This window comes from Rhodospirillaceae bacterium (assembly GCA_018660465.1).
In the GTDB taxonomy this organism is placed as follows: domain Bacteria; phylum Pseudomonadota; class Alphaproteobacteria; order Rhodospirillales; family JABJKH01; genus JABJKH01.
Window position 1 is genome coordinate 23075 of the sequence record JABJKH010000033.1, and the last position, 12392, is coordinate 35466.

Consider the following 12392-nt stretch of genomic DNA (forward strand, 5'->3'; position numbering starts at 1 on the left):
TATGTCAACGCTCGTTAATCCACATGGCGCAAGCCAGCTTAATCCATTGCTCTTGCCCGAAAACGAGCGTCCTGATGTCTTGAAGCGCGCAGAGGGCTTAAAGAAAGTACCGCTGTCATCCAGGGAACTCTCAGACCTGTTGATGCTGGCGATGGGGGCCTACACGCCGCTGACCGGTTTCATGGGCGAAGCAGACTGGCGCGGCTGTTGCGTGGATATGAGCACATCGGACGGCGTGTTCTGGCCGATTCCCATTACTTTATCCGCCGCCCAAGATTTAGCCGATAGCATCAGCGTTGGCGAAGAGGTGGCGCTGGTTAATGAATCGGGAAAAATCTTCGGCGTCATGGACGTTCAGGAAAAGTATGGAATCGATAAAGACCTGGAATGCTCCAATGTGTACCGCACGACCGATGCAGCTCACCCCGGCGTACAAAAAGTGATGGAACAAGGCCCGGTTAATCTGGCGGGCCCGGTGAAGGTCATTGATGAAGACCATTTCCCGGAAACCTATGCAGGGCTTTATTTCCGACCCGAGGAAACCCGGGCGCTGTTTACCGAAAAAGGCTGGTCCACAGTCGCCGCCTTCCAAACCCGTAATCCCATGCACCGCAGCCATGAATACCTGGCCAAGATCGCCGTTGAAATTTGTGACGGCTTGTTGATCCATCAGGTTTTGGGCGCGCTAAAACCGGGCGATATTCCAGCTGAGGTTCGGGTGAAATCAATCGATACCCTGGTCCGTAATTACTTCGTCGACGGGACCGTTGTTCAAGGCGGATATCCCATTGAAATGCGCTATGGCGGCCCTCGGGAAGCCTTGCTGCACGCAGTTTTCCGCCAGAACTTCGGCTGTTCGCACTTGGTTGTCGGGCGCGATCACGCGGGCGTCGGTGATTACTACGGCCCGTTTGATGCGCACCATATATTCGATGAAATTCCAAAGGATGCGCTTGAGATTCAAGCCCTGAAAATCGACATCACCTTCTATTGCTTCAAATGCAATGGCATGGCGACCGGGCGGACCTGCCCGCATGGCGATGATGAGCGCCTGAACGTGTCCGGCACGCGGCTCCGTGAAATGTTCGCCAACCACGAAGATGTCCCGCCAGAATTCAGCCGCCCAGAGGTGCTTGAGGTCTTGCAGGGCTATTATGATACGGTTGACTGATTCCTAAAATTGTCGCGTTTTTGGCGCAAATTGAACCAAAGGTGTAAAGAATGCACCTGACCGATTGACACGCCATCTTTCGTACTTTAGAAATCTATAATATAGACGAATTGACACCTTAGATTAAGAAGTGACCGAGGAAAACTTAGATGCTTACTTTTGTGCACACCGGTCCTTCTGTTGATTGTAACTGGCTAACAGTGGGGCAAATTAATGTTTAGTATCAATCCCTTTGCCGAACTATCGGCGTCCATTCCAACATCTGTCATGCAGACGTACGTCGTCGTCATGGTTCTTTTGGTTGTTGGTGGCACCGTGTTCGACGTCATCCATAAAAAGAGCGCTACGTATTTCTTCCGTAACTGGAAGAAAGCCGCGAGCAAGGGCACGCGGACAGTTGGCAGCGGGGAGATCGTATCCTTAGCAGTTCAGACTGCCGTTGTTGAAGTCGCGACGTCCGCTGAATTCTGCAATCCGAAGCGTAGGATAGCCCACTTGCTGACGATGTATGGCTTTGTGGCCTACGTCGCGGCAATTATCATGATGGTGTTTTGTTACCCGATGGCTGGCTCGACTGCACCGGCGATCGTCGTGCAATTATGGTATCTAGGTGCGGCGATGGTTTGCGTCGGTGGCTATTGGTTCTGGTTCTTTATTCGGGTTGATGTCGCTGCGGAAGGCAATTCACCGCTCCGCTTTGTGCAGGCTGACATCTTTATCGTGTCGCTGATGGTAAGCGTAACATTGGCCCTCATTTGGGCCTATTTGCAGGCGACCGGAAACGCATGGACGAACGTGGCCTTGGGCGCGTATTTGCTTACCACGACGATCTTCTTCGGATCGGTTCCGTGGTCCAAGTTTTCTCATATGTTCTTCAAGCCAGCGGCTGCTCTTCAGAAAAGAGTCGCCAACGCGGATGGATCGAGAAGCAACCTGCCCAAGCCCGCTGACCGAACCAATCCGGCGGAACGCGACCGGCACTCCATGGAGTTGCTGAAGGACGCACCTCAGTCCATGGGGCTTGGCATCAAGCGCGAACAGCCCCGCCATTATTAAGGCCTAACCAGACAAAATCTTCTGACTAAAGAGGAATTATACAATGCCGACTTTTGTTTACATGACCCGGTGCGATGGATGCGGACACTGCGTGGACATCTGCCCGTCCGACATTATGCACATCGATACAAAATATCGACGCGCCTACAATATTGAGCCCAACATGTGTTGGGAATGTTACTCCTGTGTGAAGGCCTGCCCGCAGAACGCCATCGACGTGCGCGGTTACGCTGACTTCGCGCCGCTCGGCCATAGCGTTCGAGTGCTCCGCGAAGAGGAAAAGGGCACGATTTCGTGGAGGATCAAATTCAGAAATGGCACGGAAAAGGAATTCCTGTCTCCGATCACCACCAAGCCTTGGGGCACAGGCATTCCAAAGCTTAAGGAGGTCCCTGGACCCACCCAAGAGCAGCGTGATAGCGAGTTGTTGTACAACGAGCCGAAATATATCCGTTTTGACGACGGCGGGCTGCATACCTTGGAATCTAACGGTCTCACGATGAAAAAGGGCGTATACTACTAATGGCTTACAAAACAATCATAGAAGACAATATCGACGTTCTGGTCGCAGGCGCGGGCCTTGGCGGCACCGGTGCCGCCTTTGAAGCTAGATTCTGGGGCCAAGACAAAAAGATCGTTATCGCTGAAAAAGCCAATATCGACCGCTCCGGCGCTGTCGCCCAGGGGCTTTACGCGATCAACTGCTACATGGGTACCCGTTTCGGCGAGAACAATCCGGAAGACCACGTACAGTATGCGCGTATCGACTTGATGGGTTTGGTTCGCGAAGACCTGCTGTTCGATATGGCCCGGCACGTCGATTCCGCGGTGCACCAGTTTGACGACTGGGGCCTGCCGTTGATGAAGGATGAGGAAAAGGGCTCCTATATGCGCGAAGGACGGTGGCAAATTATGATTCACGGTGAATCATACAAACCCATCGTGGCTGAAGCCGCAAAGAAGCAGGCAGACAAGGTATACAACCGCGTTTGTCTGACGCACCTGCTATTGGACGACGCTAAGGAGAACCGAATTGCCGGCGCCGTCGGTTTTAACGTTCGTACCGGCGACTTCCACGTCTTCAAGTCGAAGACGGTGATCTGTGGCGCCGGTGGTGCTTCCAATATCTTTAGAGGTCGTTCCACGGGTGAAGGCAGCGGTCGTACTTGGTACGCGCCGTGGTCGTCAGGTTCCGCGTATGGCCTGATGATCGACGCCGGCGCCAAGATGACGCAGATGGAAAACCGAATTGTGTTGGCCCGCTTCAAAGATGGCTACGGCCCGGTTGGCGCTTACTTCCTGCACCTCAAGACCTATACCCAGAACGCCTATGGCGAAGAATATGAATCCAAGTGGTTTCCTGAACTGCAAAAAATGGTTGGTAAGGAATATTTGGACCCGGAGCTTTCTCATAAGACCCATCGTCCGATTCCGACCTGTTTGCGGAATCACGCCTTGATCAATGAGGTGAATGCTGGTCGCGGTCCGATTCAAATGATCACCATGCAAGCCTTCCAAGATCCTCACCTTGAGGAGGTTGGCTGGGAGAACTTCCTTGGCATGACTGTCGGCCAGGCTGTGTTGTGGGCTGCCACGGACGTCGATCCTAAGAACGAGAACCCGGAACTAACCACGTCAGAACCCTATGTCATGGGATCACATGCGACGGGCAGTGGCGCTTGGTGCTCAGGTCCTGAGGACGTTTCTCCGGACGAGTATTTCTGGGGTTACAACCGTATGATGACCATCGAAGGGTTGTTTGGTGCCGGTGATGCGGTCGGTGGAACGCCGCACGCCTTCTCCTCAGGCTCCTTCACTGAAGGGCGTCTCGCCGCTAAGGCAGCCTGCCGCTACATTGACGACGGCAAGGCCGAGGGCATCAATGTATCTGACAAGCAGATCAACGACCTTAAGGAAAAGGTCTACAAGCCGATGGAGCATTACAAGGTCTACCACAACGAAGTCGTTGCTGGTGATGTCAATCCGAACTACATCAATCCGCGGCAAGGCCTGGACCGCTTACAAAAACTGATGGACGAGTACTGCGGCGGAGTCACGGTCAACTACATGACCAACGATAAGTTGCTGAACGTCTGCCTTAAAAAGCTCAAGATATTAGAAGAGGACCTTGAGAAACTGGCGGCAACGGACTTCCATGAACTTCTGCGTGCATGGGAGTTGAAGCATCGTCACCGTACGGCCGAATGCGTCACGCAACACACATTGTTCCGCAAAGAAACCCGTTGGCCGGGCTACTACTATCGCGGTGATGCGATGAAGCTGGATGATGAAAATTGGCATGTGCTAACGGTTTCGCGTCGTGATCCAAAAAATGGTGAGTACACCATGGAAAAGGCGCCCGTCTATCACCTTGTTAAAGACGACGAGTAACTGAGAAACCAAACAGGAGTTCACACCGAACTCCTGTTTGGTCCATCAAAACGGATCAGCATGTTGCGTGTTGATATTTTTATTACGTTCGCCGCGGCGAACGTTTGCGTAGTACAAAGAAATGACGAACATTATAGAAAAGACTGACGACGAAATTCTTGCCGTAGCCAACCCGCTATGGAGCCACCTTGTTCATGCCTCGAACATTGGCAAATACGGGGATTTCGTCAGACACTTCTCCCAAAACTTATTGCTAGGGTTGAACGAAATCGAGGTCGGCAAACAATTTGCAAATAGCGAATTGACCAGAAATCTGTCCGAATCAATAGAGTTCATCGGCACCATCCGTCGCGGGGAACATGTGACAGTACTTTACCGGCAACGGAGCACAAAATCTGAGGGTGAATGGCTCGGCAGACTTGTCCTCGGTCACGAAGATGGAGAGGTCAAAATTTTTGGGGCCTCCATATTTTAATTATGAGTGAAACAGGTCAGGAAACAATTCAGGAAAATAAGTATGTCGAACTGGCATACAGGGTGATCGATCAAAAATCGGGCGATGTCCTTGTCGCGGTCGAATTTCCGATCGGCTATATCCACGGCGCCAACGATATCCTGACACCTGCAGTCGGCAAAGAGCTGCTCGGAAAATCCGCCGGTGACGTGATCGAGGTGCCCCTTGATTGCGATGAAATCTATGGCCCCAGGGACGAATCGCTGGTGTTTACGGATAAAATCGAAAACGTTCCCGAACAATATAGGGAGGTCGGCACCACCCTTCATACCGAGAATGAAAAAGGCGAGACGCAGAGCTTTATCGTCACGAGGTTGGATGATGAGACACTGACTGTCGATGGCAACAATCCGCTTTGCGGCAGGCAGGTCATGTTTAAGCTGGAGGTTCTTGGTGTTCGTGATCCAACGGAAGAGGAAATAGAAGCGGGTGGCCCCGTGAGTGAGGGGCCGGATATCCACGAAGCGCTTACGGTGCCGCTTCAATAAAATGTTCGAAGGCCTCATTCGTGAGAGGTTAAATATAGTTTAGTCTGTAACGACTGCATCAAATTAAGGGAGGTAAGAATTATGAGTGATCAACCGAAAGAAAAGCCCCCAGTACCCGAGGGAAAATCCAGGTTTCTGACTACCCGTCAGAAAGAACCTAACGAGAAGGGTTTTGTCGGATACGAAACCACCTGGGAGCCGTTCCAGAAAGAAGTTGAATACACGACGCCGAAAAAGCCTTAATTAGCTGAATTCATTTTGACGTGGATTCTGTCTAAGGTGCAGCAATGATTCTCGCGCAGATTTCTGATACCCATATTATGGCGTCTGATAATCCGGATGATCGGCGTGCAGGAAGAATCGAAGCCCTTCGGCGGTGTGTGGCGGATATCAACGGGTTGGACACACGGCCCGATGTCGTCATTCACACCGGAGACATGACCCAAGACGGTAAGCCAAGCGAATTTGTCGCGGCGCGAGACGTGCTGGCAGACCTGGAAATGCCGTACTACCCGACCCCAGGCAACCGCGATGGCAGCCTGCCCATGGTCGAGGCCTTCAAAGGCTTGTCCGAAAAAGCAGATTTCATGCTCTATGCGGTGGAGGAGGGGGCGGTTCGCCTCATCGCCATGGATAGTCTGTCGAACACCGGCAATAAGGGTGATTTTACGCCGGAACAGTTGGCAGCACTTGATGCCCTTTTGGCCACAGCCCCAGACCAGCCAACAGCGATTTTCATGCATCACCCGCCGTTCGATGTGACGACGGCAATCGATCCGTTTCAGTACTACCGCCGCGAAGCCGCCACGGAATTCGAAGCCGTGGTCGCCCGCCATCCGCAACTGATTCGCCTGTTCTGCGGCCACAGCCACCGGGATTACCGCGCAGATGTTGGCACGATGCTGGCAAGCACCATGCCGTCGGTCGCCATCGAACTCCGTCAAGGAACCTACCCTGACGATAAATCGAACGATCCGGTCTATCATCTTCATCGCTATACAAATGGGATGGGGTTTGAAACCGAAACGCGCTGGGTTCCCGCCGCTGCCTCAAATTAACCCTTTTTAACGGTTATCCTGTTATAATATTGGAATGGATTGATAACGGAGACGTTTGACGCCTATGCCCATAAAATCGTTTGCTCAGCTCATTTTGATAAGCGCAGCCCTATTCCAGGGACTGTCGGGCGTCGCTGTTGCGGATTACAAAGGTGCGATCAAAGCGGCGCAGAAAGGCGATTATATTAGCGCCCTGCGTGAGTTTAAGGAACTTTCCAAACAGGGCCACGCGGCGTCTCAATACAGCATCGCTGTCATGTATCACTTCGGGCGGGGTCAGCAACGCGATTTTTCCGAAGCTCTAAAATGGTACAACTTGGCGGTTAAAACTGATTATGCCCCTGCGCTCAACAACTTGGCGACCATGTACCGATTTGGCCAAGGGGTAAAAATTGACTACGAACGCGCCTTTGAATTGTATAGAAAAGCGGCTCCCGAGCATTCGCTTGCAAAGTATAATTTGGGCGATATGTACGCCAAAGGCCAAGGGGTTGAAAAAAACCTACGCCAATCGGCGATTTGGTACTATAAATCCGCGAAAGAAAACTATGTAAAAGCCCAATACAAGCTCGCAACTCTGTATGAAGAGGGAACCGGGTGCCCTCTGGACCTTTCGCGTGCTAAAGCCTGGTTCGAAGTTGCGGCAAAGAAGGGCCACAAAAGAGCAAAGGCCGCGCTTAAGCGCATAGAAAGAAACAAATAGTTTCTTAAGTCATTGATATAAAACACTAAAAAATTCATCTAGGTGTGATGGCCGTCACAGATTTTTGACGACATCCCTGTTACTATATGAGCATTGGATAGGTCCGTTTGGGCCGAGTCCTTTTTGTGTTCCCTGAATTTCTTAGGGGTCGCAAAAAGGAAAATGGAGAGAGAAAATGGCGGATACAGAATTTATACCTGGCATGGGAACTATTGAAGACGGCGGTGTCGTCGTTGAAGAGGGCCCGGCGACGATTGAGCCGATCACAGCGGGCAGTACACAGTCCATTGGCACCGTCGAAAGCTCCAGTGGGTCAGTGACCGTTCGGCACGCAGACGGCTCGACCGAACAACTGGAAACCGGTTCGCCGATTTTCCAAGGTGACCAGTTGGAGACTGCCGCCGATGGCAGTGTCGGTGTTGTCCTGGCCGACGGTACTTCTTTCTCCATGGCCGAAGGCGGCAAAATGGTCATGGACGAAATGGTCTATGATCCTGCCACCCAAGAAGGTTCCATCGGAATTCAGGCTGTTGAGGGTGTATTTACCTTTGTATCCGGTCAGATCGCCAAGACCGATCCTGACGCCATGACACTCGAGACGCCCGTCGCAACCATCGGTATTCGCGGCACCCAAGTCGGTATCGAAGTTGGCGAAGGTGGTCAATCCAACGTTGTCTTGATGGAAGAAGCCGATGGTTTCGTCGGCGAAGTCACGGTCAGCAACGACGCTGGACTGCAAATCTTGAACAATGCTTTCCAAGGCACGTCCATCACCACTCTGAATTCAGCCCCGTCCGAAACCTTTACTGTCGATCAAGGCCAGATGTTGAACACCTTTGGTGGTGCTTTAGGCAGCCTCCCTGCAACTGAAGGCAACAATGCTAATACATATAACCAAGCTCCGCCTGAGGAAGGTGCCGCCGTTGAAGAAGCCGACACGGAAGTGACGGCCGAAGAAGCCGCCGAGGATCAAGAGGCGCTTGAAGAACAACTCGCCGAAGAACAGGAGGCCGAGGAAGAAATTGCCGCAGAGGATCTGGGCGAAGAGCAACTGGCCGAAGAACAACTCACCGAGGAAACCTTAGGCGAAGAAGCTCTGACAGAGGAAGCCCTGGGCGAAGAGTCCACCGCGGAAGAGGCGACGACAGAAGAAGCCTTAGCCGAAGAAGATGCAGGCGACCTGGAAAATTTCGAGACCGCTGCGGGGGGTGACGAAGAAGCCCTTGGCGAAGAAGTGATTGCAACCGACGAACAGGATGCAACAGAGGCCCTGTCTGGTTTTGATAGCCCTAGTGACGAAGAAGACATTGGAAATCTGAGTAATTTTGAGACTGCCGCCGGCGTACAAGATGAAGTTCTTGGCGAAGAAGATACTTCGAACTCTATGGAAAACTTCGAGCAAGCCTCTGGTGGTGAGGAGGAAGAGCTTAGTCAGGAAGTGACGGCAACCGACGAACAGGATGCGACTGAAGCGCTGTCTGACTTTGATGGTACGGGTCAGACCAATACCGAAGAAGATACCGGCGGAATTGAAAATTTTGAGACGGCATCGGGTGGAGATGATGACGCAGGCGACGGAGGTGAATTTATACCCGTTGCTGGTGACATTCCGGCGGCTACTATTATTCCGGAGCCAGAAGTGCTTGATCCCACACCAGTTCCCGATCCAATTCCAGACCCAGACCCAGACCCAACCCCCGATCCAGATGAACCCCCAACAACGACCCCGGACCCAGCAAGCCCCCCCATCATCACCCGCCGCCCAGAATCGGTGCAGGTGAGCGAAGATGGCACGCAATCCATCGAATTAGAAGTTGAGGCGACTGGAACCGACCCAGTCTCTTCCGTTCAATTAGCCGGTCTGCCGGAGGGCTCGACACTTATCCTCGGGACCGAAGAAAATGCCGAAACGATCATTGTCGGCTCGGACCCGGTATCCCTAAGTCCGGATCAGTTGGAGGGGCTACAGTTCCAGCCGCCTGCCGATTACAATACCGATGACTTGGATGATGGCGCCTTTGACTTAACTGTTACCGCGACGTCTGAACGGGGCGCAACCACAGAAGAAGCGGTCCCCGTTAGTGTGGCATCGGTAGCTGACAGCGTGTTCGTCACCGCTGCTGTTGAAAGCGTGGGCGATGATAGCAGTTCTGTTGCGCTGAATGTGACGGCTGATTCCGAAGCCCAGGGAAATTTTGAAACTATTGAAACAGTCACCGTTGAGGGCATTCCGGGCGGGGCAGGTGTTGTGCTTGATCCCGGCGATGGCGGCGATCCGGTCACGGTTGATCCCACTGCCGAAGGTGAAGTTCTGCCTGGCGTTACTGCTGAAATTGTTGTGTCGGAAGAAGGTGTTAGTACTCAGACGCTGACATTTACTGGCGATGCGGTGACCCTGTTAGATAATGACCAAGCGATTATTGTTGAGGCGACGGAGGCCGAGCCTACCCCTGATCTTTCGGCTGTCACGGTTGCCGCAGTTTCGGACGAAGGTGGTGAGGGTGATGCGGACGTAGTGCTCAATCCTCCTGAAATTGATGGTGGTGGGACTGGCGTTGAAGATTCATCAATCGCGCTTAACATCACGGCTTTCGACCCTGATGGCAGTGCTTCGGTTGAGACCATAACCATTGGCGATATTCCCTTTGGAGCCACCCTCAGTGCGGGTGAAGTCAACGACAATGGCACCGTCACCCTGACCGCGGACCAACTCGTCGGCCTGACCATCACGCCGCCAGAAGACAGCAGCGAAGATTTCTCTCTGTCCGTCACGGCAGTCTCCAGTGATGGCGCGCGCGCCCGCGAAACGATTGAAGTTGCTGTGGAAGCAAGTGCCGATGCGCCGACTTTGACAGTCGAAACTGCCGAAGGTGGGCAAGAGGGAATTTTCCTTAATCTGGATACGGCTCTGACCGATACGGATGGCTCAGAATCCCTGGCTGTCGAAATTGGTAATCTTCCAGACGGTTCTAAATTGTTGTTGGATGGCGTGGAACTGTTCACGGCGACTGAGGAGGGGGCTAGCTTCTCCTTAACCGAAGAACAATTGGAGGGAATTCAGTTCGTACCGCCGGAGGACACAGACGGCGAAGTTTTCGAACTTCAAGTGACCTCGACGGCAACCGATATTGACCCCGACTCTGGTGCTGTCTCCACGGCCGAAAGTTCCAGCAGCTTTACCGTATCGGTTGACAACGTTGTTGACGCCCCTGTCGTCACGGTCAGTTCCGCCGCCGGAACAGAAGATACAGCGATCCCCTTGGATATTTCTGTCGAGGCATTGGGGAACAACGACCTCATTCAAGAAGTGACAATTTCCGGTGTGCCTGAAGGGGGCTCATTGAACGTCGGTACGTATAATGAAGAAGACGATACCTGGACGCTTAGCGTTGATGACCTCGATGGACTGGCGGTGACACCACCGCCGAACTCCGATGTGAATTTTAACTTGGAAGTCAAAGCGGTTGCTGTCGATGGTCTCGATCAGTCTCTGATTGATGATGCTGTCGCGACGATTCCTGTGACCGTTGCAGCCCAGGCCGATGCGCCGACGCTTGACCCGCAAGCAGCAACGGGTGACGAAGATACGGCAATTGCCTTGGATATAGGTGCTGCCTTAACCGATACCGACGGCTCAGAGAGTATTTCATCCGTCACAATTGCCGGTGTGCCCAATGGCGCGATTCTCAGCGCAGGTACCGATAATGGCGACGGCAACTGGACCCTCAGCGCCGATGATCTGACCGGGTTGACCATTACGCCTGTCGCCGACACCAGCGATGATTTCAGCCTGACCATAACCGCGGTCTCAACCGATACAGACACCGAAACCGGCATCCAAACATCGGCCACCAACACGGCCACTTTAGATGTAACAGTCAACGCCCTTGACGACACCAGCACCGTCAGCGGCGGCGGAACCGGCGACGAAGACACGGCGATTGACCTGAACTTAGTGGCCGCGATGGACGGCACAACGACTGAAGAAATCACTTCAGTGACCGTATCTGACATTCCCGCGGACGCAGTCTTGAAAGACGCCGATGGCAATACACTAGAGGTAACAAACGGCAGCATCACGCTAACCCCTGACCAGCTTGAAGGTGTCACAATCACCCCGCCTGCAGATAGTGATGACAACTTTGATCTGTCCCTGAGTGCGACGGATACGGAAGGCGATACCGTAACCGGGACAGCAACTGTAGCTGTTGAGGCAGTTGCGGATGCGCCTGATCTTACGGCGACATCAGCGGGTGGCGCGGAAGACACAGAGATTGCTTTGGATATTGCAACGGCAGTCTCTGATACCGATGGTTCTGAAGAAATCCAAAGCGTCACGATCTCGGGTATTCCTGAGGGCGCGGCTCTCTCTGTCGGTGAAGTTGTTGATGGTTCTGTCACCTTGAGCCCGGATCAACTTTCTGGATTAACGATCACGCCGCCGGACGACTTTAACGGCACGATGGACTTGTCTGTCGCCTCGACGTCGATCGAAGATGAAAACGGCGACACGGCAACGACGACGGTCCCATTGAGCATTGGTGTCTCTGCTGTTCCGGATGCGCCAGTGTTTACCCTCAGCCCGACCCCGGTCAGCGGCTTGGAAGATGCGGAAGGGATTGAGCTGAACCTCGGCGTTGATGTGCCGAACTCGACAGAAACCGTTGAGACGGTCTCGATCTCCGGCTTGGGCGACTCGACCCTGAGTGCAACGGATGCGGCGGGTAATACAGTTGAAATCCCTGTTGTTGATGGTGTTGCAACGGTTGCGCCTTCGTTGGTTGATAGCCTTGTGCTGACCCCGGATGCGGACAGCGACGATGATCTGGCACTTGAGATCACCGCGACCTCGACCGACGGCACGGCGACGAACGCGTCTGTGCCGGTTGAAGTTGTCGCAGTTGCGGATGCGCCTGATCTTACGGCGACATCAGCGGGCGGTGCGGAAGACACAGCGATTGCTTTGGATATTGCAACGGCAGTCTCTGATACCGATGGTTCTGAAGAAATC

At 53.2% G+C, this 12392-nt stretch carries 10 protein-coding genes; all 10 read left to right on the forward strand.

Annotation, left to right across the window (positions count from 1 at the left end):
• Window position 1: 1 nt before the first annotated feature.
• Entirely contained in the window at window positions 2-1171 is a 1170-nt protein-coding gene (gene sat / locus HOM51_05860; GenBank protein ID MBT5034029.1) for a sulfate adenylyltransferase, read from the forward strand.
• Window positions 1172-1384: 213 nt separating this feature from the next.
• On the forward strand, window positions 1385-2227 hold the full coding sequence (locus tag HOM51_05865; protein MBT5034030.1) for an adenylyl-sulfate reductase: 843 nt from the start codon (window positions 1385-1387) through the stop codon (window positions 2225-2227).
• Window positions 2228-2270: 43 nt separating this feature from the next.
• On the forward strand, window positions 2271-2750 hold the full coding sequence (aprB, locus tag HOM51_05870) for an adenylyl-sulfate reductase subunit beta (GenBank protein ID MBT5034031.1): 480 nt from the start codon (window positions 2271-2273) through the stop codon (window positions 2748-2750).
• Window positions 2750-4618: an adenylyl-sulfate reductase subunit alpha gene (locus HOM51_05875; GenBank protein ID MBT5034032.1), complete on the forward strand. Its 1869-nt coding sequence runs from the start codon at window positions 2750-2752 to the stop codon at window positions 4616-4618. Before aprB ends, HOM51_05875 begins: the two co-directional genes overlap by 1 nt.
• 121 nt (window positions 4619-4739) lie before the next feature.
• Window positions 4740-5093 (forward strand): hypothetical protein, encoded by a 354-nt coding sequence (locus HOM51_05880; protein ID MBT5034033.1) that lies wholly within the window; start codon window positions 4740-4742, stop codon window positions 5091-5093.
• A 2-nt stretch (window positions 5094-5095) separates the two neighbouring features.
• Window positions 5096-5620, forward strand: a complete 525-nt coding sequence (locus tag HOM51_05885) for a peptidylprolyl isomerase (protein MBT5034034.1) — start codon at window positions 5096-5098, stop codon at window positions 5618-5620.
• Window positions 5621-5701: 81 nt separating this feature from the next.
• Window positions 5702-5863, forward strand: coding sequence for a hypothetical protein (locus HOM51_05890; protein ID MBT5034035.1), 162 nt, complete (start codon window positions 5702-5704; stop codon window positions 5861-5863).
• Between the two features lie 44 nt (window positions 5864-5907).
• On the forward strand, window positions 5908-6678 hold the full coding sequence (locus tag HOM51_05895; protein ID MBT5034036.1) for a phosphodiesterase: 771 nt from the start codon (window positions 5908-5910) through the stop codon (window positions 6676-6678).
• A 64-nt stretch (window positions 6679-6742) separates the two neighbouring features.
• A complete protein-coding gene (locus tag HOM51_05900; GenBank protein ID MBT5034037.1) occupies window positions 6743-7381 on the forward strand; it encodes a sel1 repeat family protein in 639 nt (212 codons plus the stop codon).
• Window positions 7382-7556: 175 nt separating this feature from the next.
• The coding region (locus HOM51_05905; GenBank protein ID MBT5034038.1) for a hypothetical protein at window positions 7557-12392 on the forward strand (4836 nt) is incomplete at its 3' end.